This is a genomic window from Citrobacter portucalensis, assembly GCF_002042885.1.
Taxonomy (GTDB): Bacteria; Pseudomonadota; Gammaproteobacteria; order Enterobacterales; family Enterobacteriaceae; genus Citrobacter; species Citrobacter portucalensis.
In genome coordinates this window covers 63,730-89,551 of record NZ_MVFY01000008.1, presented here as the reverse complement: position 1 = coordinate 89,551, position 25,822 = coordinate 63,730, and the positions used below count along the sequence as shown (strand labels likewise).

The window sequence follows — 25,822 nt, the reverse complement described above, 5'->3', positions numbered from 1 at the left end:
CGCTGTGATCGCAGCGCTCTTTAGCGTTATCCGTTATTCACGCACAATTTTGCCTGCGTTTCCTGCATCGCTGTCATTCCAGCTACCGTGACCATTTGTTTTAATGGTGTAAGTGGCATAACCGACGCGGAAGGTCATCGTATCCTTATAGGTATTTACGTCACGCACTTCATTACCATTGACGTAAACGCCGGAATCTTCGACGTGAATATCAACGCTGCGTTGACCATTGGCAAATTTGGCCACGTAATTTCCGCTGAATTTGCCATCAATACCGGCATTATCGTGGTTATCCGTGTTAGTGGTATTTTGCTGTTTTTCACCATGATGATGACGATTCTGCTGGCCGTTACTGTTCTCAATAAAGCCATGATCGCGGTTCCACTGATAGGATTTATTCACATCGCAGCCATTGAGTTCACTCATCTGCGTACAACCTGAACGTTCATACTTTTTCTGCATTGCCGGGGTAATTGCACATGCTGTTGTGGCAGTTGTCAGGCCAAGGACCAGGAGGGTTAGCAGACGTTTATTCATTTTTTACTCACTATCATCATTAAATTTATTTATAGGAATGCGAACTTCTTGACTGTCATGTTTACGACGACGGCAGTCTCCCATTAAATATTAATGAAGCATACCAGGGGGAATCCTAATTTATAATTAGGGTGGGGTGGTGAATGCTGTAATACGCAACATAATAAGCTGTTTATTTACTTATTTTATACAATCCGGGTAGAGAGCTAAGATGTATTTACTTTTAGAAGAAGGATTTAATGAATTATTAATATTGACATTAACGATGAAGTGGGGCGCGGGCTTGTATATAAACAGGCCCGCGTGGGGAGAGTAGTCCACAATATTCAAACTTCGCGTATTTATGGATGTCGTTGTCAATATAGTTCGTCTTTACCCCTGAGTGGAGATCTGCGCGCGGTGCTGCTCGGCCTGTACCTCATGAGCAAATGAATGGCCGTTGTTTACCGATTGGTGAACAACCATCGCTTTTTCATGTTCATTCATTTGTGAAAATGATTTCGCATTGGTTGATGTTGACGATGAATTATTTGCCTGCGCGGCGTGTGCTTGTGCCATTTGTTGATGTGCAGGAGCGTCGCTGTTATTCATCATTTCATGAGCCATTGCGGCCTGCTGATGCATTTTGGGTGTTTCTGCCGCATTAACGCCAGCTGAAATAAAAAACGCGATAGCTAAAAAAGAGGACATCTTATTCATCATATTTCTCCTGTTTGGGTTTACGGAAGAAAGTATAATTAATAGGGGCTGTCAGTGGCGTGACAGGATTATGACGGTTGTGTCAGACAACAGGTGATGACGGGTATAAGCGTCATCACCATAAATTAAATCGCGTGCTTGGGCAGCGTCAGAATAAAGCGAGTGGCATGAGGGTCGGAAGTCACCGAGACTTTTCCTTGATGGGCAGTCACAATTGATTTCACAATCGCCAGACCAATGCCGCTGCCTTCGCCCTTACGCTGTCGTGAAGGGTCCACTCGATAAAAGCGGTCAAAGAGTCGCGGAAGATGTTGCGGGGGAATGGGGTTTCCGGGATTCTCAACGACTATCTGCACCTGGCCATCCGCCTCTTTCACCCGCACGGTTACCGACTCGCCTTTTGGCGTATAGCGCATGGCATTTGACAGCAGATTACTCATTGCCCGGCGTAACATTAATGGGTCGCCTGAAACCCAGCATGCGCGTCCTTCAAACCGTAAACCAACCTCACGCTCTTCAGCCCAGGCTTCGAAAAAGTCGAACACTTTACCGACCTCATCAGCCAGATTGAGCGCTTTTTTTTCTGGGATCAGTTGATTGTTATCCGCCTGCGCCAGAAACAGCATATCACTCACCATCTTCGACATACGGCCAAACTCTTCGAGATTAGAATACAGCACATCTTCCAGCTCTTTTTGGCTGCGGGTCTGGCTGAGCGCAATTTCCGTTTGGGTGACGAGGTTAGTTATGGGCGTGCGGATCTCATGGGCAATATCCGCCGAGAAGTTCGACTGGCGTTTAAATACGTCCTCGATGCGTTCGATCATATGATTAAACGAACTCACCAGCTGTTCCAGTTCAATAGGAACAGCTTGCGGATCGAGGCGTACATCGAGATCTTTCGAGGTGATATTTTGGATGCGACGACTGACGTTACGAATCGGTTCATGACCTTTGTATACGGCGAACAACACGATAAAAACAATCATCATGCTAATCAGCGATGCTGTCATAATCAGCTTGTTTTTCAGATCGTTAATATAGTGCAGATGAAAGTCGATCGATAATGCCAGATACAGCGTATACGCTGGTTTTCCATCGGCAAGTTGTCCTACCGGCAGGCGAATCATTCGCCAGTTAGACGATGTTTTCTGTCCGTGGATATGTTTGGAGGTTTGCAGTGTGGGGCCTGAGATAATAAAAACATCGCTGGCATGAGCATTTTTATCCGGCCTTGCACTGGCGATAAACTGCCGGAGATCCGGCGCATTGGGCGAATGGAAAATGGCCTTTTGGTTGTTATCTTCCAGAGAAATAATGACGTTCGAATAACCCGCCACCACATTTTTTAGCGTTTCCAGGCGGCGTGATTCTGGCTCGTTGGGTTGGTTAATAATCCTCTCCAGCGTGGCGCTAATCTCTTGTAAATCGTTGATGTCCTGCTCGGCGAAGTGGACTTTCACGGAGTGGATCATTATCCATGCAAAGGCGAAAAATGAAGCAATTGTCGCCAGGCTGATAAAAAAGGTCAGTCGTGTCGCCAGTGAAAAAGGGCGCCGCCATCGTTTACTGGTCATCAGGAACCTCAAGCATATATCCCACACCGCGCACGGTCTGAATCAGTTTCGGCTCAAAATCGTTATCAATTTTGGCGCGCAGACGCTTAACGGCGACGTCGATGGCATTAGTATCGCTGTCAAAATTCATATCCCAGACCTGGGAGGCGATCAGTGAGCGGGGTAAAACTTCCCCCTGATGGCGCAGGAAAAACTCAAGCAGCGTAAACTCTTTGCTGGTCAGGGTGATGCGCGTACCGCTGCGGGTGACTTTCCTGCTGACCAGATCGACCATTAAATCCGCGACCTGAAACTGGCTTTCAACAATCACCGCAGCGCCCCGGCGCAGCAGCGTTCTGACCCGTGCCAGCAGTTCGGCGAAGGCAAACGGTTTAACCAGGTAATCATCAGCACCCAATTCCAGACCTTTAACCCGATGTTCAATGGTACCCAGTGCGGTGAGGAGAAGAATGGGCATTCCTTTGTTGGCGGAACGCAGCATCCGCACGATATCCCAGCCGTTTACATCCGGCAGCATGATGTCGAGTATGAGCAGGTCGTAATCGCCGGTCATCGCCAGGTGATACCCGTTCAGGCCGTTATCCGCTAAATCCACAACAAAACCCGCTTCCGTCAGGCCTTTCGTCAGGTATTCGCCGGTTTTTTTCTCATCTTCGACTATCAAAACCTTCATCGCATTCTCCTTCTCGCACTGGTTGTGCGGACTTTCAATTCTAGGGAAGCGGGATCGGATAGCAATCTGTTATTGGGAAAATGACAGTTTTGTCATTTTCCTGTCACCGGTTAAACAGAGTCACTTCGTTAAAGTACAAGACTATAAATTCCTACTTATTTTAGGGACATCAGTCCGGTCAGGACGAGAAGAACTATGAGCAAATTTAAGCTTCTTACTCTCAGCGCTATATTCGTGCTCGCTGGTTGTTCATTGGCGCCGGACTATCAGCGCCCGGCCTTGCCGGTGCCACAGCAATTTTCTTTAAGCCAGAATTCCCTGGTGTCGGCTCCTGGTGAATACCAGGACACGGGGTGGCGAACCTTTTTTGTTGACGACCAGGTGAAGGCGTTGATTGGTGAGGCGCTGATCAATAACCGCGATTTACGCATGGCGACGCTGAAGGTTCAGGAAGCGCGAGCGCAGTATGGCGTCACGGACGCTGACCGTTATCCGCAAATCACGGCAGGCTCCAGCGGTACCTACAGCGGTAAATTAAAAGGTGATAGCAGCACCGATCGTCAATTCGAAGCTGGACTCAATCTCAGTTTCGACCTGGATTTCTTTGGGCGGCTTAAAAATATGAGTGAAGCCGAACGGCAGAACTTCTTCGCCAGCGAAGAGGCGCGTCGGGCGGTGCATATCTTATTAATTTCCAACGTGTCACAAAGTTATTTCAACCAGCGTCTGGCTTACGCGCAGTTGCAAGTTGCCGAAGAAACGCTGCAAAACTACCAGCGCTCTTACTCTTTTGTAGAGAAGCAACTGATAACCGGTAGCACCAACGTACTGGCGTTGGAACAAGCGCGTGGCGTGATTGAAAGTACGCGTAGCGAAATTGCCAAGCGTAAAGGTGAGTTGGCACAGGCCAATAACGCGCTGCAACTGTTGCTGGGTACATACGGGAAATTACCCGATGACCAGGCGCGCAGCCGTGGGGATATTAAACCGGTAACGCTGCCGCCATCGCTTTCGTCGCAAATACTGTTGCAGCGCCCGGATATTATGGAAGCTGAGCACGGATTATTGGCGGCAAATGCCAATATTGGTGCTGCGCGGGCGGCATTTTTTCCGTCGATAACGTTGACCAGTTCCGTGTCTAGTAGCAGTAGCGATCTTTCCAATTTATTTAATGCCTCCAGCGGCATGTGGAATTTTGTCCCCAAAATAGATATTCCAATCTTCAACGCCGGACGTAATCAGTCCAATCTCGACCTGGCAGAAATTCGCCAGCAACAGTCAGTAGTGAATTACGAACAAAAAATTCAGAACGCGTTTAAAGAAGTGGCGGATGCACTGGTGTTACGCCAAAGCATTGCCGATCAAATTAGTGGGCAGCAGCGTTATCTGGATTCATTGCAAATCACACTACAGCGCGCCAGAGCGCTTTATCAGAATGGCGCAGTTAGCTATATCGAAGTATTAGACGCAGAACGTTCTTTATTCGCTACGCGGCAATCGCTGCTCGATCTTAATTACGCCCAACAGGTTAATGAAATTAAACTGTTTGCTGCCTTAGGCGGCGGTTGGGTGGAGTAATCCTTAATATTAACTTTTCAGGAGCATGATGTATGAATACTACCGCCAAAGCCGTACTGTTTAGCCTTTTCTCTGTGGTTATGTTTAACGCCCAGGCCAATGAAAATCAGCATGGCGAGATGATGAATATGCAGCCAGCGGCTCAACAGGAACAACTCATTAGCGCTACCGGGGTGATTGAAGCGGTTGATATGGAGAGTAAAAAAATCACGATTAAGCATGACCCTATTCCAGCGGTGAACTGGCCGGCCATGACGATGCGCTTTACGCTGGTTGCTGATACGAAGGCTGATGATATTAAGCCAGGCGATAAGGTCGCGTTTACGTTTGTTCAGCAGGGAAATCTCTCTGTGTTACGCGATATTCACATCAGTAAATAACGTTCTCGCTGGTCTCTTTTATTCTTGCCCGGGTTTTGCGAACGCGGGCGAGACTATCGCGCAATGGAAATCACTATGGCGTCTTTAAATATTAAAAATACCGCGCTTATTCTCGGTAGCATGATTGCCGGCGGGATTATTTCTGTCGGTGTTTATACTTATTATTCATCGGCAAAAATATCGTCTGTAGCCGGGCCAGTTCAGCAAAAAGAAGCCAGAAAAGTGTTGTTCTGGTATGACCCCATGTATCCGAACACGCGCTTTGATAAACCGGGTAAATCGCCGTTTATGGATATGGATCTGATCCCGAAATATGCCGATGAAGAGACCGCGAACGCGTCATCGCCTGGCGTGCGCATCGATCCTACACAGACCCAGAACCTGGGTCTGAAAACAGAGCCTGTGCGTCGTGGACCACTGCACTACGCGCAAACTTTCCCGGCCAACGTTAGTTATAACGAATACCAGTTTGTTATTGTCCAGGCACGCTCTGCGGGCTTTATCGAGAAGGTTTACCCGCTGACCGTGGGGGACAAAATTAAGAAGGGTTCGCCGCTGATCGACCTGACTATTCCTGATTGGGTTGAGGCGCAGAGCGAATATTTATTGCTGCGGGAAACGGGCGGTAGCGCGACGCAGGTGGAAGGGATTCTGGAGAGATTACGTCTGGCTGGAATGCCTGAAGCAGATATCCAGCGCTTAAAATCGACGCGTAAAATTCAGACTCGCTTTACCCTGAAAGCGCCTATCGATGGGGTGATCACCGCATTCGATTTGCGTACCGGTATGAACATTTCCAAAGACAATGTGGTCGCGAAAATTCAGGGTATGGACCCGGTATGGGTTAGCGCGTCGGTCCCGGAATCTATCGCCTGGCTGATTAAAGATGCCTCGCAGTTTACCATCACCGTGCCCGCCTGGCCGGATAAGCCTTTCACCATCAGCAAGTGGAGTATCTTACCAAGCGTTGATGCTACCACGCGTACGCTCCAGCTCCGTTTACAGGTCGATAACCCTGACGAGGCGCTCAAGCCCGGGATGAATGCTTACCTGCAACTGAAAACACAAAGCGAGCCAATGCTGCTGATCCCGTCTAAAGCACTGATTGATACGGGTACCGAGCAGCGGGTCATCACCGTTGATAACGAAGGCCGATTTGTGCCGAAACAGGTTGCGGTATTCCATGAATCCCAGGGGCTGACGGCTATCCGCTCCGGCCTGACCGAAGGCGAAAAAGTGGTGTCCAGTGGCCTGTTCCTGATTGATTCCGAAGCGAATATCTCTGGCGCACTGGACCGTATGCGCGCCCAGAACAGTAAGGCGCAAGACGCAGCCGCCATGCCAGCCCAGGCGACCCATTCACACTGAGGACATGATAAATGATTGAATGGATTATCCGTCGTTCGGTGGCAAACCGTTTTCTGGTGATGATGGGGGCGCTGTTTCTTAGCGTCTGGGGAACCTGGACCATCATCAATACGCCGGTTGATGCGCTGCCCGATCTCTCTGATGTTCAGGTGATCGTCAAAACCAGTTATCCGGGGCAGGCGCCGCAAATTGTTGAAAATCAGGTGACCTACCCGCTGACCACCACCATGCTGTCGGTACCGGGTGCGAAAACCGTGCGCGGTTTCTCGCAGTTTGGTGATTCCTACGTGTACGTCATTTTCGAAGATGGTACCGATCCTTACTGGGCGCGCTCGCGCGTACTGGAGTATCTCAACCAGGTTCAGGGAAAATTACCGGCTGGCGTTAGCGCGGAAATGGGACCGGACGCCACGGGCGTCGGCTGGATATTTGAGTACGCGCTGGTGGATCGCAGTGGGAAACATGATCTGGCGGAATTACGCTCTCTTCAGGACTGGTTTTTAAAGTATGAGTTAAAAACGATTCCTAACGTGGCGGAGGTCGCTTCGGTAGGCGGCGTGGTTAAACAGTATCAGGTCGTTATCGATCCGATGAAGCTGACGCAATATGGCATCAGCCTGGCGGACGTGAAATCGGCGCTGGATACGTCGAATCAGGAAGCGGGCGGCTCATCTGTTGAGATGGCTGAAGCGGAATATATGGTCCGCGCCAGTGGATATCTGCAAACGCTCGATGATTTCAATAACATCGTCCTGAAAACAGGGGCCGACGGTGTACCTGTTTACCTGCGCGATGTGGCGCGCGTACAGATTGGACCGGAAATGCGCCGTGGGATCGCCGAACTGAATGGCGAAGGCGAAGTCGCGGGCGGGGTGGTTATCCTGCGTTCCGGTAAAAATGCGCGTGAGGTGATCTCTGCCGTTAAAGCCAAACTCGACACGCTGAAAAGCAGCCTGCCGGAAGGCGTAGAGGTAGTTACAACATACGATCGCAGTCAGCTCATCGATCGCGCCATTGATAACCTCAGCTACAAGCTGCTGGAAGAGTTTATCGTCGTGGCGCTGGTGTGCGCACTGTTCCTGTGGCATCTGCGTTCGGCGCTGGTGGCGATTATTTCCTTGCCGCTGGGGCTGTGTATCGCGTTTATCGTGATGCATTTCCAGGGTTTGAACGCCAACATCATGTCGCTAGGGGGAATTGCCATTGCCGTCGGGGCGATGGTTGATGCCGCAATCGTGATGATTGAAAACGCCCATAAGCGGCTGGAAGAGTGGGGGCATCAGCATCCGAATGAAAAGCTCGATAACGCAACGCGCTGGAAGGTTATTACTGACGCCTCGGTAGAAGTCGGCCCGGCATTGTTCATCAGCCTGTTGATCATCACGTTGTCGTTTATCCCCATTTTCACGCTTGAGGGGCAAGAAGGGCGACTGTTTGGCCCGCTGGCGTTCACCAAAACGTATGCCATGGCAGGGGCGGCATTTCTGGCGATTGTGGTTATTCCGATCCTGATGGGATTCTGGATCCGTGGAAAAATACCGGCCGAAAGTAGCAACCCGCTTAACCGTTTTCTGATCCGTATTTACCATCCGTTGTTGCTGAAGGTGTTGCACTGGCCCAAGACCACCATTCTGGTGGCGGTGCTTTCAATACTGACGGTTGTCTACCCGCTGAATAAAGTCGGTGGTGAATTCCTGCCGCAGATTAACGAAGGCGATCTGCTGTATATGCCTTCGACATTGCCGGGGATCTCAGCGGCGCAGGCAGCGGACATGCTGCAAAAAACCGACAAGCTGATCATGACCGTTCCGGAAGTGGCGCGCGTGTTTGGTAAAACCGGTAAGGCAGAAACCGCAACAGACTCCGCACCGCTGGAAATGGTTGAAACGACGATCCAACTGAAGCCGCAGGACCAGTGGCGTCCGGGGATGACGATGGACAAAATCATCGCCGAGCTGGACAAAACCGTACGCTTGCCGGGGCTGGCGAATCTGTGGGTTCCGCCGATTCGTAACCGTATCGACATGCTCTCTACGGGGATCAAAAGCCCAATTGGCATTAAGGTGTCGGGTAATATTCTGGCAGATATCGACGCCACGGCGGAGCAAATTGAAGAGGTGGCCAGAACCGTGCCGGGTGTCTCTTCGGCGCTGGCCGAGCGTCTGGTGGGCGGACGCTATCTCAACGTAGATATTAATCGTGAAAAAGCGGCCCGGTACGGCATGACCGTAGGTGCTGTGCAGCTGTTTGTGACCTCAGCAGTAGGAGGGGCAATGGTGGGCGAAACGGTGGAAGGGATTGCACGCTATCCTATCAACCTGCGCTATGCGCAGAGCTATCGTGATAGCCCGGAAGCATTGCGTAATCTGCCGATTCTGACGCCCATGAAACAGCAAATTACGCTGGCGGATGTCGCCGATGTGACGGTGGTTTCGGGGCCTTCGATGCTGAAAACCGAAGATGCGCGACCAACCAGTTGGATTTACATCGACGCCCGAGATCGTGACATGGTCTCAGTGGTAAACGATCTGAAAAAGGCTATTGCTGAAAAGGTCCAGTTAAAGCCTGGGACCAGCGTGGCGTTTTCAGGGCAATTCGAGCTGCTTGAGCGCGCCAGCCATAAGCTCAAGTTGATGGTGCCAATGACGCTGATGATTATCTTCGTATTGCTTTATCTGGCCTTCCGTCGCTTTGGCGAAGCGCTGCTGATTATCACCAGTGTGCCTTTTGCGCTGGTGGGCGGTATCTGGTTCCTTTACTGGATGGGGTTCCATATGTCGGTTGCAACCGGAACCGGATTTATCGCCCTGGCAGGTGTTGCTGCGGAGTTTGGCGTGGTGATGCTGATGTACTTGCGTCACGCTATTGAAGCCGAACCCGCGCTGGAAAATCCGCAAACCTTTACGGCGGACAAGCTGGATGAAGCGTTATATCACGGTGCCGTGCTGCGCGTGCGGCCAAAAGCGATGACCGTGGCGGTGATTATCGCGGGTCTGTTACCTATCTTGTGGGGGACGGGAGCAGGCTCAGAAGTCATGAGCCGCATAGCCGCGCCGATGATTGGCGGCATGATCACCGCACCATTGCTGTCGCTATTCATTATTCCGGCTGCGTATAAGCTGATGTGGCTGCACAGACACCGCGGTCAATAATAATGCTCTAAAGCGCGCGCCTGCATTCGGATTTGTTGCCGAAGCAGGCGCCGCGTTATACCTCCAGTGCCTTCACGCGTTTGCGGTACTCACCCGGCGTGCAGCCAAATTCCCGTAAAAAGACTTTATGGAATGACGATTCGCTGGCGTAGCCTACCGACTCGGCCACCACAACCAATGGCTGCGACCCACGTGACAGCATCTGGGCAGCGAATTGCAGGCGTAAAGTGGTTAATACTGCGAGCGGCGTGGAGTTTGAGACTTCACGAAATAGCTGCGCGAAGCTGGCCCGCGACATATGCGCACGTTTCGCCAATTCTTCGACGGTCCAGGCAAACGCCGGTGACTCCAGCATCATGAAGACGACAGCCCCTAGTTTGGGATGAAGCAGTAGATTTAACACGTTTTGAACGGGGGTCGCCTTGGTTAACCATTCGCGAACGGCTAAGGCGAACAGTGTGGCGCATTGTTGACTGCAGACTACACTGGAACCTGGCAGAGTACTCAAGGATTCCTGTTGCATCAACACAATCATGGCCTTGAGCCAATAGCTGACAGGGCTATTTTCATCAGGTGCCAGAACCAATACTTCCGGTAACGCAGTTAAAAAATAGCGTGAGGAAGCGTGCAATCGAAGGCTGCCACAAACAATGTGTGTTTGTTCATCGCCAGACTGGCAGAGCCGATGTGCGGAGTTTTGCGGCAGGATCACGATAGTACCGGGCCGCAGAGTAAAAGATGTCCCATCGGGCATGTCCAGTTGGGCTGCCCCTTGTGTGACCGTATGCCAGCGGATAATGGACAATTCACCTGCTGCGTGAGGCAGTTGCCAGTCCCTGCTCAGTAGGCAGTTTTGGTCAATTGAGCCTTGTGGGTCGTTAAGCATCAGTAATCGGCTAAGGGCATCCATGGAGACTCCTGAACATTTTTTGTTGTCGTTTATTGAAACGATATTATCTCTTTATTTCATTATTATATTAATACCTTCAAAGTGTTAGTGTAATAATTCATTCTCGAAATGTTAGTCATCTTTAAGGCTAATTTAGACGATCTGACAGTTATCTGCGAGTTGTGGATACATTGTTTCGGCAGAGTTAGAGCTATATTTCAGTTCATCAAACGAACAGTGACTTGGCGGAGAGACAGCATGAATCAGTATCAGGCGATTATTATTGGATTTGGCAAAGCGGGTAAAACGCTGGCGGCAACACTGGCCAAAACGGGTTGGCGGGTAGCGATTATTGAACAGTCAAACACCATGTATGGCGGGACATGCATCAACATCGGCTGTATCCCAACCAAAACCCTGGTACATGATGCTGAACTTCAGCATGACTTTGCCGAAGCAATGCAACGCAAGGCCTCTGTTGTCAGTTTTCTGCGCGATAAAAATTTCCATAATCTTGCCGATCTGGAAAACGTGGATGTGATTGAAGGTCGTGCTGAATTCGTTGATAACCATACTGTGCGAGTCGTGCAGTCAACAGGCGAGATTGAGCTGAGCGGCGAGAAAATCTTTATTAATACTGGCGCCCAGTCAACGATTCCAAACGTTGAGGGATTAACCACGACACCTGGCGTATTTGACAGCACCGGGCTGTTGAATTTGGCGCAACGTCCAGAGCGTCTGGGCATTTTGGGCGGTGGGTATATCGGCGTTGAATTCGCATCGATGTTTGCCAACTTTGGTAGCAAAGTCACTATTTATGAAGCAGCTCCGCAGTTTTTGCCTCGTGAGGACCGGGATATTGCTGACGCTATCGCCAACATTTTACGCGACAAAGGCGTCGAGCTGATCCTCAATGCCAACGTGCAGTCGGTCTCCTCGCATGATGGTGCAGTACAGCTGCACATTCCGGAGGGGGGCCAGACGGTGGATGCGCTGTTGGTAGCATCAGGTCGCAAACCGGCGACAGAAAACCTGCAATTGCAGAAAGCGGGTGTGGATGTAAACGATCGTGGTGCCATTGTTGTGAATAAATATTTGCGTACATCGGCAGACAATATTTGGGCAATGGGCGATGTCACTGGTGGATTACAATTTACCTATATCTCGCTGGATGACTTCCGTATTGTGCGTGACAACCTGCTAGGCGAGGGGTTACGTAACACGGGCGATCGCCAAAACGTACCGTATTCCGTCTTTATGACGCCGCCGCTTTCCCGCGTCGGAATGACTGAAGAACAGGCTCGCGCCAGCGGTGCGGCGGTGCAAGTCGTGACGTTGCCGGTAGCGGCTATCCCGCGAGCGCGGGTGATGAATGATACGCGTGGTGTTCTTAAAGCGGTGGTGGATAGTGAAACGAAACAAATATTAGGCGTATCGCTGCTGTGCGTGGATTCTCATGAAATGATTAATATCATCAAGACGGTTATGGACGCGGGGTTACCTTATACCACATTGCGTGACCAGATATTTACCCATCCAAGTATGAGCGAATCATTAAACGATCTCTTTTCTCTCATAAAATGATAATAACGTAGTCTGCATATTTGCCCCACCCGTGTGGGGCTTTTTTTTATTTGTTTTTTATACTCCTGATACTAATTGACAGTTATTCTGGCGTTACGGATGAAATAAAATAAAGTGACATGTTTTATTATATTCCCACTGAAATAACTCGTTAATGGAAATAGAAATGAACATATTTAAGTCTACGTTACTAATGACTGCGTTACTGACTGCTCCGGTGACATTTTCCGCGTTAGCGCAAACAGAGGTTGCCCACGTTAGCGTATCAGCCGTGTCTGGCTCTCCTTCCGTGATGGAAGATGCCATTGCGAAACTGGCGCAGGAAAAGAATGCGACTTCCTGGAAAATTACCTCAATGCGCATTGATAGCAGCACTCACGCAACGGCAATTTTGTACAAGTGAGGAGAGCCGGGATGGAAAAGTATCTTCGTATATTGGGCAAAGGCGATAGAGTTGGATTAACCTTGATTCGCCTGAGTATCGCGATTGTTTTTATCTGGATTGGTTTATTAAAATTTGTACCTTACGAAGCCGACAGCATTACGCCGTTTGTCGCCAATAGTCCGGTAATGTCATTTTTTTATGAGCATCCAGAAGAATACAAACAACATTTAACCCACGAAGGTGAATTCAAACCACAGGCTCGTGAATGGCAGACAGCGAATAACACGTATACGTTCTCAAATGGCCTGGGCGTAGTCGAAGTTCTTATCGCTTTGCTGGTGCTGGCTAATCCTGTTAGCCGTTGGTTGGGATTAATTGGCGGTGTTCTGGCATTTGCCACACCAATTGTTACCTTATCATTTTTAATAACCACTCCAGAAGCATGGGTAATGCCGCTGGGTGATTTACACCACGGATTTCCGTACTTGTCAGGCGCCGGGCGGTTGGTGTTAAAAGATACGTTAATGTTGGCGGGAGCAGTGATGATTATCGCAGATTCATCCCGATCAATAATTAAGCAGCGGTATTGAATTTTTAACGTTGTGCCCTCTGTAAGATAGCAAGCCACTATAGTTCGATTCGGTACTTACCGGGCCAGCAGGATGCTGGCTTTTTTTCTGACTTAAGGTAAATTTATTAAGCATATATAAATTGCAATTATTCAATTTAGAAGCATAACGAGTCAGGGCTATATTTTAGTTAATGATAGAGTGCAGTAAACATCTTCTCTTATCCCCCGCGATAGCACGCCAACCCGCATGTTGCGTAGCCCCTCCATCATGATTGCTTTATTTTTTTTCTGTACAATTCTTGCTATTTGTTATCTCAAAACCTCATTTTAAAAATTTTGTTATTCGCTTTTGTTATAGCCAGTACGCAAGTTCGCGTGGTTTTAGGCCTGGCTTGAGCTAGAATTAATCCTGATTAAATGTTTTTACGTATCAATAACTGACTAAAGATAGTTAAAAACTTAATTTTTAACCAACTGTTTGACATGGAATCCACTATGGTAATTAAGCACCAGGGGTGGATGCTGATCTCGCGTTTTGTGAGTAACCAAAGGCGGGACATATCTTAAATATGGAAATAAGGGTTTTAGAATGAGCTTTGGCTTAGCAAAGGAAGACAAGTTTGAAATCATCGCTATCCTTCGTGAAGAGCTTCATAAGAAAACGAAACTGGAAATCCTGTGTGGAGACAGTAGCGTTATCACGCAGTTAGAGAAGATTGATTTCGAACGGTTTGTCATCTCCAGACACGGAGACATTGTTCCTGAAAAGGTCCAATACTTTATCCTGCACAGCGAAAGCGGGATTGTAAAATTTAGTGCCAGGTTCGAACAAACCTCGTCAGCAGGTGCGGAAGCAGGATTATCCTACTTCATCCCGGATATGATTTTCTTTGCCCAGCAGAGACAAAATCAGCGTTTTTCATTCCTGAAGGGTTATGACTTTTTCTGTTTTGGTCGTTACAAAAATGGAGAAAACTACTCTCTCAAGATTAAAAATATCTCGCAGGGTGGTTGTGCGTTAATCGTTAAAGATGTAAACGCCCGTTTTCTTTATAAAGATGCGGTGATTAAAAATGCATCTCTGGATTTCGATACCTTTGGCAGTTTACAACTGGACTTAAAAGTGATCGATGTCGTCCCGATCAATGAATTTGATGAGGATAACCAGTTGTATTCCTGTCATCAGATCTCATGTGAGTTCGACTTTAAAAATCGTCGTGAAGAGACTGAAGTCGAGAAAATCATTATTAAATTTTTAATGAGTAACAAGATTAGAAGCTTATAAGGAACGGTGAACAGGATGTTGATGTGTGGCAGTGATAATTTTGTGGGCAATGGTATGTTTGCCTACCTGACCAGCAAACATGTACCGATACAAACATTCCAGTTTGAGGATATGTTGCATCAGTCATCATTATGCCAGCATCAAACCATGGTTTTTAATATCATTGATAATGAACAAGCGTGTTCAGACATTGTTCAGTTTTTGAATAAAAACCGATTCAAATTTTATAATAACGTCGTGGTGATTGTTGCTGATAGTTCGGTGGCGAAATTATGCGTAGAGTTATTATATGTCGAAAAAACAATAGTTTTGACTGAAAAATCTTCACTGCGCGATTTTGGTCAATTGGCGAAATTATCAGTCGGGAAATGGAACCCCCGACTGTATCGTTCGCAGAAGAGATTAACCGAAAGAGAACAGCAGATCCTGAACTTACTGGTAAGTGGTTATACAGCCAAAGAAATTTCTGAGTTAGTTAGCCTGAACTATAAAACGATTCAGGCACATAAGATGAGAGTCGTCGCCAAACTTGGCCTGACCAATACCTCTGATTTAAATAAGTTAATTGTCAGATTTACCCATCGTATGTCTTTTTTACCCTAACCTGACCATTCTTTTCTGATGTAATACACCTAATAGTAGATACAATTTGGGAGTGATTTTGACTGGTTTTTAATTTTATGATTTGTAGAGGGAGAGGGGAATGTTTAATTCCAATGAGGTGCTAACTGCGCTTGAAAAGGCTTTGAATACCAGTCAACTTTATATGGTTTATCAGCCTATTTTCAATTTGCATGCCCAGCGTATAAGCGGATTTGAAGCATTAATGCGTTGGAATAGTCCTCAGATGGGTATGATCTCTCCCGATGTTTTTATTACCTTACTGGAAGATAGCGGCAATATTATTTCCATTGAAGATATGGTTACTCACTCTCCGTGGGATGTTGCAACTTCCTGGCCTGACCCCATTGTATTATCCGTCAATATTTCCGCGCTTGAATTCTGCGATCCTCTGCTACCCCAACGCGTCAGACAAAATCTTGCCACTTCCGGACTGCCGGTCCATCGATGCCAAATAGAGGTCACGGAAACGTCACCGCTGTGCGACAGTCAGATTGCGGCTAAAAATATGACGGAATTAAAGGCGATAGGGGTCAAGCTTGCACTTGATGATTTTGGAACCGGCCATGCTAATCTTAATTACCTGTTGAAATATCCTTTTGACACTTTAAAAATTGATAAGGAATTTGTCACCGGTATTGAGCCCGACACCCGATCAACGAAGATTGTTGAGGGTATTATTTCACTGGCGCATAATTTTGGCATTGAAGTTCTTGCCGAAGGGGTGGAAACCCAGTCCCAGCTGGAGCGGTTGATGCAGATTGGTTGTGACAAAATTCAAGGCTTTTTCATTTCTCCCCCGGTGCTGGCAGAAGAGATCCCTTCACTCTTAGCACAATATAATCGTTAATCCCTCCTTTTCACGTTTCCCAACCCCTTGGTTGTTCCGCGTTGCTGTTAAGTCTGTAGGCCTGATAAGCGTAGCGCATCAGGCGGCTTTGAACGGCAAAAAAAAGCCCCCTGCAGAACAGGGGGCTGGTGAGTTTATGTCAGCTTAGAACGATTTCTTAAAGCCGATAGAGGCATTGACCGGCGCTTCTACCTGCGATTTACTGCCGCCGTTGCTGAATTGCGTACCCAGCTCACCGTAGACCTGCAGGTTTCTGTCGATGGACCATGACAGGCCGGCTGCAACTTCAGTGCTGGAGTACTGCTGTGAAGATTCCAGCGTGGTGGTGGCTACCGCATTGGTAAAGTGCGTTTTGTCTTTTGAACCCAGACCCTGCCAGACGTTTACCCTGCCATACGGCTGGAATTTGCCATGGTTGGTGTCATAGTCAGCGACCAGACGCACGCCCAGACGCGCGGTAAAGGAATCCGCAGTATCCATTTTCACTTTCGTTGGGGTCACACCATCCAGCGTGCTGTTATCAAAGTCGCTGTACTGGTAGATCAACTGAGCCTGAGGTTCCAGACTCCATGCGCTGGCACCTAAACGGAACGATTTACCTACCTCTGTCGACGCCGTCAGCGTGTTGCCTCTGACCGTATACGAGCCGTTGTTACCGGTCGCCTCCAGGCGGGATTTATGGTTACCGTACTGCAGGACGTTATCAACATACATACCGTCACCCGAGAACCAGGTAGCATAGCCGCCGACGTAAAATGCGTTGTCGTCGATGTTACCGCCTTTGCCATCGCTGCCTGTCTTCGTGCCTTTCACGTTGCTGTCGATATCAAGGATGCTGGTATACATCCCGGCTTTCCAGCTTTCGTTAGCATACATATCAACGCCGACCTGAATGCCCATGGTATGGGAGCTGGTTTGCGTACCGGCCGCATCATCCAGTTTGGTTTTACCGGAGTAGCCAATCATTCTTGCCCACGCGCGATTGTCTTCATCAATGCCCGGTTTAACCTCGTCACCCATACGTTGGTGCATGTTACCCAACAGGCTAAGATCACCCTGACGTACGACGCTGGCGAGGCCAGAATACAGCATGGTTTCTGGACGGTATTCACTTCTCAGATACCAGTTTTCACCCTGGCCCTGAGCATTACCCGCATGCAGTTGGTACTCAAACGCACCTGCAGCCATACGATCGGCGGCAAGATGGAAGGCATCCCGCGACGTTTGTGCGGTGGTGGTTGCGCCATTGAGCGCTGTCACCACTTCGATACCATCCCCAATGGTCGGCGCGCCGAGACCAGAACCATCGACATCCAGCAGCGTGCTACCGCTGGCTTTACCGCCATCGATAATCAGACGGTCGGCAATGCCTGAGCCGCTACCATTCTGGATAGCCGCCATGTTGATAGTCCCTTTTTCGCCGGTGTAATCCCCTTTGACGGTTAAGGTTGTGCCAGTCTGCTGACCGATGAGCGAGACATCGCCACCGTTGCTCAGGCCCGCTACCGTTTGGTTGTAACCCTGAGTGTTCAACGTGGTGTCTGCGACCACATAGTGGTGCGATGCGCTACTCAGGGTGTTGGCATTACCCGCTTGCAACACGCCGTTGGCGATCAACGTCGCGCCGCTGTAGCTGTTTTCACCTTGCAGCTCGGTAATGCCGCTACCGGTCTGATGCAACTGGCCTTTACCACTGATATTGCCGGTCAGCGCCAGGGTATCGCCACGATTGACGTTGAGTACGCCGTTATCAACGACATCCCCCTGAATGCTGCCGATATCGCCGCCGTTACCCAACTGTAAAACGCCTTGTTCGATGGTGGTGCCACCGGTGTAGGTGTTATCCAGCGTCAGGGTGAGGGAGCCTTTACCGGTTTTGGTCAGTTGACCATTACCTTCGACTTCCGTCAGCAGAGAAACGTCATGCCCGTTGGTGTCGAATGTCCCGCCGCCGGATTCCAGCGTCACCTGACGGGCAGTATCAAACGCTTCGCCATACTTCAGCGTACCGCCATTAAAGGTAATTCCCGTATTTGCCGCACCCAGGTTGGTATCGCCCGCTACCTGCAGCGTCCCGGAGGTGATGGTCGTTCCACCGCTGTAGGTGTTGTCGCCCGTGAGGATGAGGGTACCGAGATCGCCTTTATTCAGGCCGCCGGTACCGCGGATCACGCTGTCGATAGTCGCGGTGTAGTTGGCGCCGTCTACTGTGCCATCGCCAACGCGAATCAGGGTGTTGGCCGTATCGGTGGTAATGGCTTCGCCGCCCACGCGATAACCATCGGTGGCGAACTGCGCGCCGCTGATGATGACGTCGCCTTTGCTGTTATCGACGGTCACGTTGCCTGCTTCACCCTGGAAGACGGCAAACGCGGCATCGGTAAACGGTGCGTTCAGCGCGCCTTCCGGCGTTGATTCATCGGTAGTCCAGTTGTCGTTACCCTGGCTGGATTGCCAGATACCGTCGCCGCCGTTGATGACGCCGTTGTTTTTCAGCTCGCCATTTTCACCACCGGTGCCGTCCCAGAAGCGCAGCGTTAGTCCTGCGTGGTTGACCAGGTTGACCTGATTTTTCACCGATGTCTGCACGTACAGGCTGTCAGCCGCTTCCGGCGCGTTAGCAATATCCATCACATTGTTGGTCAATGTGCCGGTGTAGTTGATGACGCGATAGACGCCGACATCAAAGCTGCCGCCCGGTGAGGTTTCAATGTTGAGCTTACCGTCGAGCGTCAGATCGCCATTAACGTCAATCAAGTCGTTGAAAGCACCGCCCGGGGTGTAAGCCTGACCAAACTGATAATCCAGCTGTGCGTTATCACTGAGCGTCAGCGAACCGGTAGTCAGTTTACCCACGCTGTTGATAGCTGCACCCGCGGTAATATGAGCGTCGTCCAGTACATCAACCGCGCCGCCAATAATCCCGTTACCGCCGAGCGTTGCCCCGGATTTCACGGTCACCTGGCCGGTAGCCGCAGACTGATTACCGTTGACCAGCAGTACGCCTTCATTGACGTCCGTGGTGCCGGTGTATGTGTTGTCGCCGGTCAGCGTTAACGTGCCGTCACCGATTTTCACCAGGCTGCCGTCGTTGCCGCTGATAATGCCGCTGATGGTGTCATCAAGATGCAGATTACCCAGCGACAGCTCTTTATTGCCCAGTTCGACATTACCCGCGCCGGACAAGGAGCCGATCGATGTTGCGCTGTCGACTGCGCTGATATCGACCTTACCGCCCGCCAGGTTTTTAACGACGGTATTTTCTGCCATCGCCAGGTCAGCAAAGGTCATCAGCCCGCTGTTGTTCACGGTGGCATTGCCGCCGCTGGCGTCTTCTTCCAGCGCCAGAGTACTGTCTTTTGACACGTTAACCGTCGCGTTGCCCGCGGTGGCGTTGTTGGTTAACACCGCTTTTGCCGTGCCCGTCAGGTTCAGCATTGCGCTCGCTGCGGTGACGTTATCTGCCAGCGTTAACAGGCTGTCGGCGATGTTCATGGTCAGGGATTTCAGGCTGGTATCTGTCCCGCTGACATTGAGCGTCGCTCCCTTATTGACGTTCACGGTGCTGCTTTCGTTACTGCCAAAGGCTCCGGTTTTGCTGACGTTGACCGTCACATTGTTGGCGTTTCCGGTACCAGCAATTTCTGTGTCGCCTTTGTAGCTGTTTGCGCGGTCGAGCGACAAGGTGCTGCCCGCATCGCTAGAGCTGCTGGTGACTTTCAGTTTACCGTCGCCGGTAATCTCACCGGTTGGCGTGAAGTGGTGCGAATTGAGATCGAACACCGCTGCGTTCTCATTCGCTCCCAGCTCGATGGTGCGATTGCTGGTCAGGTCCGCGCCCAGTTGCAGCGTTGAACCGTTATTGATTGCCAGGTCAGTTCCGCTCTGGCCGAGATTGCTGTCGGAGGAGATCTGCAACGTGCCGCCATCAATGCGCGTGCCGCCGCGATACTCGTTATCGCCGCTGAGGATCAGACGGCCAAGGTCGGTTTTCACCAGCGTCAGCTTATCAGCAGTACTGGCTTCGCGGATAACAGACTCAATGGTCGCGGTATAGTTTTGCCCCGCGCCACCGGCGCCAACGCGCAGCAGCAGTTCGCCAGTTCCCGGCGTCTGGCCTGCGTGGGTCGCGTTTTCCGTGGTGGCATACGCGTTAAGCGCATCGCCTTTAACGACATAGCCATCGGCATCAAACTGTGCTCCGGAGAAGTTAACTTCTCCCGCGGCGTTGTCCACGGTAACTGTACCGCCTTTGGTGGTGAAGACGGCGAAGGACTTCTGTGCCCAAGGGGCGTTACCTTCACCGGTTGCAGTGGTCCAGTTGTTATCACCCTGGCTGCCGATTGCCATCCATTTGCCATCGCCACCGTCAATTTTGCTGTCGCCTTCAATGCCCGACGCGCCGTGGCTCTGATTAACGGTTGCGCCGTCCCAGAACTGCAGGGTAACGCCGTTGGCGTTCACCAGGTTGACCTGTTTGTCGATGGAGGTCTGGACAAAAATATTGCTCTTATCCTGACTGTCCGGTATTGCGCCTAATTCCAGCGTCTGGTTATCCAGCGTGCCGCCGTAGTTATAGATACGGTACACGCCCGGTCCGAAGTTACCGCCCTGTGAAGTGGTGACATCCAGAGTCCCGTCCAGTTGCAGATCGCCCGCGACGTTAATCAGATCGTTTAGCGCGCCGCCTGGCGTATAGGCCTGACCCAGTTCGAAAGCGGAAGTCGTTTTGCTACCAAGCTGCAGATTACCGTTAATGGATAACGTACCCGCACCACCGTCACCGGCGCTGAGGGTCGCGGCATCGTTCATCAGCACGTTGCCGCCGATAGTGCCATTACCGCCAAGTGTGGACGTGCCGCTAACGGTGGTGGCACCGCGTGCCGCGCTTTGATCGCCATTCACCAGCAGCGTGCCGTTGGTAACGGTGGTGTCGCCGGTATAGGTGTTGTTGCCGTTCAGACGGGTAATGCCGCCGCCGATTTGCTGTAGCGCGCCAATACCTGAGATCACGCCGTTGAGCAGCACGGTGTTGACGCGATTAATCGCCAATATGCCGTTGTCGATAATGTCTGACACGGCGCTGACTTCGCCTGTATTTCCGCCGTCACCCAACTGCAGCGTACCGGTTTGAGCGATAGTGGTAGAGCCGGTGTAGGTATTGTTAGCTGTGAAGATCGTGGTACCGCCCGCCGCACGTTCGAACTTCCCGTCACCGCTGATGATACCGCGATAAATTTGCGCCGCTGAAGCATCACCCTGGGTATCGAAGATAACCCGGCTGCCTGTGCCCTGGGTCGTAACATTGTAATCGCCAATGCTTGCTGCAGTACTGGTCGGCTCGACGTGGTCGCCGGTGCTCAGGGTTGCGCCATTGTTTACGGCAATGGTTTTGCTTGCCAGTGTCAGGTTTTCTACGACGCGGACATCCGCGTTTGAGCCGCTGATGGTCAGCGAATCCCAGCCGGTGCCGATGTTGGTGCCAGTGGTCAGATTGTCGCTCGCCAGCGTACCAATCTTCGCACCTTTTGTATCGGTGAAGGTGAGGGCGTTGCCGCTACCAGCTTCAGTAGTGATGTGGCGTGTTTTATCCAGCGTCACATTGCCGATGTTGGCTTTATTGTTACCGCCAGTACCGGCGAAATTCACTTCACCCGCATAGGAGCCACTACGCCAGTTAAAGATGTCCGCACCTTCGCCGGTATTGATTACGCCGCTGGTTACACCGTCGCTGATATCAATGGTGTCATTGCCTTTGCCGGACTGAATGGCCACGGCCGTGTCGTTGATGGCCTGCAGGGTTCCCGTGTTGGTAATGGTTTTACTGCTGTCGCCGCTGGCGTCAATTACCGGTGAGGTGGTGCTGGCAGAGATAATCTTGCCGCTGTTGGTCAAGGCGCTGACGTTTTTCGCGATGATCGCCGAACCGCCTGCGTCGTTATGCACGTTAATGTCGGCATTGGTGGTGACATTACCGTTGGTATTAGCGCGGATACCGCTGCCTTCGCTGTTCAGCACCTCAATGGTGTAGCCTTTTCCGATGGTCAGATCGCCCGTCACCGAGCCGCCGTCGCGTTGTTCAAAAGCGAAGCCGGTACCTTTCCCGTTGACGTTGAGGATATTTCCAGCGCTGTCTTTATCGGTCATGGTCAACGCCACGCTGGTGCGGATGCCTGCGCCATCGTTGGAGTTTATGGTGACGTTTCGTAACAGGATATTGTTATTGTTAGCATCGTTTTGAATGCCTGCACCGTCACCCTTTGCACTGATCTCCACATTTTGCGCGGACAGAGCGCCAGCGCCTTCGGCCAGACGAATACCGTCAGCGGTGCCATCGGTAGTAATACTGTCGCCAGAAATACCGTTAATTAGCAGGCTGGCTCCTTGGGTGAGCAGAACCCCGGCAGTACCATTATCAACCTGAACTTTGCCCAGTGTATTGATCTGTGCGCTGGCACCTGAAGCTCTAACACCGATGCCGTTGCTGACATGCAGAGCGCTGGAAGAGTTATTGGTTAAGCTCCCGCCTTGTTGAACATCAACACCGATGCTGTCGACGCTGGCCAGATCAATAATCGAGTTGGTATCCAGGATCAGGTTGCCCTGATTTCTCGCCACATAGGCGATAACCTCATTGCCGCTAGCTTCAGAGGTAATCTTCGCGTTCGAGGTGAGGGTGGTGCTAGTAGGATCACCCTGCGTGCGACCATTCAACTGGTGAGCCTGACCATCCACAACCCCGGCAATGGTTCTTTCGCCGGTTAAATTGATGGTGGTTTTATCACTGATGGTCCCTTTCGCGCCGCCTTCGATTACCAGTGCCGCTGAGTCGCTGCCCTTAACGGCAAACGTTGCTTCACCAGTATCTACGCTACTGCCAGCGCCGGTGGCGAGAACGCCCACGGAATTCTTACCGTTGAGGGTAAGATCAAGGTTGGAACTGGACTGATCTTTCGGGTTAGTCGTGTTACCGGCCAGCAATGCGCCATTGGCGATACGGAAAATGGTGGTGCGATCCTGACCATTGTCATTCATCACCGCCTGACCAATATTGGCGGTAGCGCCTTTACCATACAGGTAATAACCAATCTGATCGGTGTTGTTGAATGTCGGGCTACTAAGACTGTCAACGTTAGCGATGGCGTTATCACGTACGTGCACACCGATGTTACCGGCTTTATCCAGCGTAATGTTGGAGTAAACGTTGACCACTGCCTGGCCGCTGCTGCCACCTTCAGCCCAAATAGCGTAGTTACGGTTACCGACGCCGCCTTCTCCGTCCACCACGATAGAGCCCGCAGCGCTGGTGGTGACTTCGGCATTTTTGTTATTGGCGCTAACGTGGATCCCCACGTTGTTGGTGCCATTTACGTTAATCTTGCCGTCGTTGCGGATTTCCTGATTATTTTCCGCGCCGCTGTCGCGTACGGAGATGCCGTAGTTTTTACTGCTGCCCCCGTCAGAACCTCCATTGATCACGATATTGCCGGTATTGAGAACGTTGCCTGTAGCATTCCCGACCAGAATCCCCGCGGCGTTGCGTATCCCGGTTCCCAGCGTGATCAGACCGTTGTTAATCACCTCTTTGGCACTTTTGGTCATGATCCCGGCGCTCAGACTAGAGCCGCCAGCCATCGTGACATCTTTAGACGGATCGCTTGCGTCGCGACCAAGATAAATTGAGGCATCCTGAGCGTTAGTGAAAGTGGCATTCCCGGCGACTTCTACGCCATAAGCGGTGCCTTTGGCAAAGGATGCACCGTTTTTGCGCCCGTCCACGACGTTGATATCACCGTTGTTGACCCCTTGCGCATCGTCAGACAATTGCATACCAATAGCCAGCGTCAGCGAAGAATCTGGCTCATCCTTACTCCAGGGATCGGCTGCCGACGCGGTACCAAAGTTATCGGTGGTGATCGCCTGGTTAATGGTGCCGTTGTTTGCTATCTGGCTGGCGCCTTGCCCCTGCATGCCAAATGCGCCATAGCTGTTGACGTTTTGATTGCCGTCTTTGTCGATAAACAGCCCGGAGTTGATGATCCCGTTGTTGGTTGCCGTCGCGTCTTTTGCCAGCATGCCAATCGCCAGACTCTGCCCGGTAGACGTGCGTAATGCGTTCAGCTCGCCAAGGTTAGTGATAACCCCGCCATTAAGGGATTTCATGACACCGTTAATACTGCCGTCAACGGCAATAATCGCATCTTTGTTCAGGGTGCCGGAGGTGCCTGCACCGTTGGCGTAAATGGCATGGAGCTCACCGCGGCCAGCAGTCGCGTTATTGCTATGCGACAAGCCGTCGGTCCAGACGTCGTAATCCCAGGTGAGCATGTCTGAATATTTGCTGGAGTTGATCAAGCTATCAATCAGCTCGGCGTACTTCGTTTGTGCTGCGGTGGAGGTAGTGACAACATTTGCATCCAACCACAGCTGCAGTTGGCTGACCTTTTGCCCTTCAGGGTTTTCTGCTGCGTCGCTACTGTAGCCCAACAACCAGTCGTTGAAATCGGCCAGATCCTGCGTACTGGTAATGGTAAACTTGCGTTCACCGGTCTGAACGACTTCACCATCCTCGTTATAGCCATACGTCATGAACGAAAACTCATCGCCAAACACGGAGGTTTGCGCTGAACCGGCGAATGTTTTTTCAGGGATAACTGGGGCGGCGTTAAATTTTATATAGTTATCGGATTGCCAGTTAACCTGACTACCTGCGTCCTGAGCCTCAAGCAAGGAGGAGTCTTTAGCCAGCAACTCGATAGTATTGGCTTTGTCGCGGACATTGAGCGTGTCGTTGCCAATATCCAGATTTGCTATGGAGCCATTTGTCGCCAGCGCGATGCCAAATTGTTTATAGATTTTAGACAACGTTGGATCGTAGGTGTTTAATACCGAATCGCCGATCTGTGATTCGGTAAGAAAGCTACTTAACTCCTGGGTATCAAAGACTTTAATTGATGCCGGCTCACCAGGAAATGCCGGGTCGTTAATAGAGAATTCTGTGCTCTGTGAAGGCGTCGACGACCGGTTGTACGTCAGGTATTCCGCCAGCTCTTCAGCATTAGTAATCGTTTTTACGCTCTGGTCAGGGCTGGTGGCCTTAAGAGTGATTTTGCCGGTTTGCAGCAGCTCTCTGATGGTCGTTGATTCAACAACGCCACTTTGACCCGGACTGATCGTTGGGATCGCACCGCTGATATTGAGCGCCTGACCAGCAGTGATATCTTTATATAAGAATCCGTAGTCGTGGATACCCGCATAATCCCCAACGGAAATACCTGCCTGGTAGTCGGTGAAAATATTGTGATCACCGATATCGATAATCGGATCAGCGGAAACCTGCATTGAAGCAGCGCTTAATGCACCCGCTGCTAATACCGCAACCGTTTTACGCGAGCTGCTTTTTTTCTTTCCTTTGGTTAATTCAGAAACGACCACCCAGATACCGAGCGCCGCGTTCCAAATAATGCTGTAAACTTTGTTCATATATAACCCTCGTCTACATTCCTGTTATGCATGTGTTAATACATTGAGTTGTTGGCTATGGTTGGCACGCGGATGTGCTACCCGGTAATAGATTTTTGGGAATAGGGTTTCCTTCCGTGCGATGCGGAATTAAAAAGCGAGTCGAAAGAAAACTTTTTTTAAATAATAACCGTGATAATTGTCCTTAAAT

Annotated in this window: 16 protein-coding genes; 10 read left to right on the top strand and 6 right to left on the bottom strand. The window is 50.6% G+C overall.

Annotated elements, in window-relative coordinates; translation table 11 throughout:
• Positions 1-33: 33 nt before the first annotated feature.
• The 4 genes from BZK40_RS13595 to cusR form a co-directional block, all read right to left on the bottom strand.
• A complete protein-coding gene (locus BZK40_RS13595) occupies positions 34-537 on the bottom strand; it encodes a hypothetical protein (protein WP_008784020.1) in 504 nt (167 codons plus the stop codon).
• A gap of 372 nt (positions 538-909) precedes the next feature.
• Positions 910-1,236, bottom strand: a complete 327-nt coding sequence (locus BZK40_RS13590) for a PcoE/SilE family metal-binding protein (RefSeq protein ID WP_063941361.1) — start codon at positions 1,234-1,236, stop codon at positions 910-912.
• 125 nt (positions 1,237-1,361) lie between these two features.
• The gene (locus tag BZK40_RS13585; RefSeq protein WP_032942607.1) at positions 1,362-2,813 is read right to left on the bottom strand and encodes a Cu(+)/Ag(+) sensor histidine kinase; all 1,452 of its coding nucleotides are present in this window, start codon (positions 2,811-2,813) and stop codon (positions 1,362-1,364) included.
• Positions 2,803-3,486 carry a copper response regulator transcription factor CusR gene (gene cusR / locus BZK40_RS13580; RefSeq protein ID WP_003831137.1) on the bottom strand — a complete coding sequence of 228 codons (684 nt, stop codon included), beginning with the start codon at positions 3,484-3,486 and terminating at the stop codon, positions 2,803-2,805. Before cusR ends, BZK40_RS13585 begins: the two co-directional genes overlap by 11 nt.
• Before the next feature lie 195 nt (positions 3,487-3,681).
• Here cusR and BZK40_RS13575 point away from each other — a divergent pair, with 195 nt between their 5' ends.
• The 4 genes from BZK40_RS13575 (at position 3,682) to BZK40_RS13560 (ending at position 9,964) form a co-directional block, all read left to right on the top strand.
• Positions 3,682-5,064 (top strand): efflux transporter outer membrane subunit, encoded by a 1,383-nt coding sequence (locus BZK40_RS13575; RefSeq protein ID WP_071445815.1) that lies wholly within the window; start codon positions 3,682-3,684, stop codon positions 5,062-5,064.
• A 32-nt stretch (positions 5,065-5,096) separates the two neighbouring features.
• A complete protein-coding gene (gene cusF / locus BZK40_RS13570) occupies positions 5,097-5,444 on the top strand; it encodes a cation efflux system protein CusF (protein ID WP_008784023.1) in 348 nt (115 codons plus the stop codon).
• A 75-nt stretch (positions 5,445-5,519) separates the two neighbouring features.
• Positions 5,520-6,812 (top strand): efflux RND transporter periplasmic adaptor subunit, encoded by a 1,293-nt coding sequence (locus tag BZK40_RS13565; protein ID WP_008784024.1) that lies wholly within the window; start codon positions 5,520-5,522, stop codon positions 6,810-6,812.
• 11 nt (positions 6,813-6,823) lie between these two features.
• On the top strand, positions 6,824-9,964 hold the full coding sequence (locus BZK40_RS13560) for a CusA/CzcA family heavy metal efflux RND transporter (RefSeq protein WP_079934820.1): 3,141 nt from the start codon (positions 6,824-6,826) through the stop codon (positions 9,962-9,964).
• 55 nt (positions 9,965-10,019) lie between these two features.
• On the opposite strand, the gene rclR is transcribed toward BZK40_RS13560, so the two are convergent.
• Positions 10,020-10,874 (bottom strand): reactive chlorine-specific transcriptional regulator RclR, encoded by an 855-nt coding sequence (gene rclR, locus BZK40_RS13555; protein WP_079934819.1) that lies wholly within the window; start codon positions 10,872-10,874, stop codon positions 10,020-10,022.
• 237 nt (positions 10,875-11,111) lie between these two features.
• On the opposite strand from rclR, the gene rclA reads away from it, so the two are divergent.
• From rclA to BZK40_RS13525, 6 genes are all read left to right on the top strand, one after another.
• A complete protein-coding gene (gene rclA, locus BZK40_RS13550) occupies positions 11,112-12,437 on the top strand; it encodes a reactive chlorine resistance oxidoreductase RclA (RefSeq protein WP_079934818.1) in 1,326 nt (441 codons plus the stop codon).
• Between the two features lie 172 nt (positions 12,438-12,609).
• Positions 12,610-12,840, top strand: a complete 231-nt coding sequence (gene rclB / locus BZK40_RS13545; protein WP_048226462.1) for a reactive chlorine resistance periplasmic protein RclB — start codon at positions 12,610-12,612, stop codon at positions 12,838-12,840.
• A gap of 11 nt (positions 12,841-12,851) precedes the next feature.
• Positions 12,852-13,412 (top strand): reactive chlorine resistance membrane protein RclC, encoded by a 561-nt coding sequence (rclC, locus tag BZK40_RS13540; RefSeq protein ID WP_008784029.1) that lies wholly within the window; start codon positions 12,852-12,854, stop codon positions 13,410-13,412.
• A 570-nt stretch (positions 13,413-13,982) separates the two neighbouring features.
• Positions 13,983-14,678, top strand: a complete 696-nt coding sequence (locus BZK40_RS13535; protein WP_048235924.1) for a flagellar brake protein — start codon at positions 13,983-13,985, stop codon at positions 14,676-14,678.
• A 21-nt stretch (positions 14,679-14,699) separates the two neighbouring features.
• Positions 14,700-15,281, top strand: coding sequence for a helix-turn-helix transcriptional regulator (locus tag BZK40_RS13530; RefSeq protein WP_020996560.1), 582 nt, complete (start codon positions 14,700-14,702; stop codon positions 15,279-15,281).
• A 100-nt stretch (positions 15,282-15,381) separates the two neighbouring features.
• A complete protein-coding gene (locus BZK40_RS13525; RefSeq protein ID WP_003831149.1) occupies positions 15,382-16,149 on the top strand; it encodes a putative bifunctional diguanylate cyclase/phosphodiesterase in 768 nt (255 codons plus the stop codon).
• A gap of 144 nt (positions 16,150-16,293) precedes the next feature.
• Here the strand turns inward: BZK40_RS13525 and BZK40_RS13520 are convergent, their stop codons facing one another.
• Positions 16,294-25,632 carry an autotransporter outer membrane beta-barrel domain-containing protein gene (locus tag BZK40_RS13520; RefSeq protein WP_079934816.1) on the bottom strand — a complete coding sequence of 3,113 codons (9,339 nt, stop codon included), beginning with the start codon at positions 25,630-25,632 and terminating at the stop codon, positions 16,294-16,296.
• Positions 25,633-25,822: the final 190 nt, after the last annotated feature.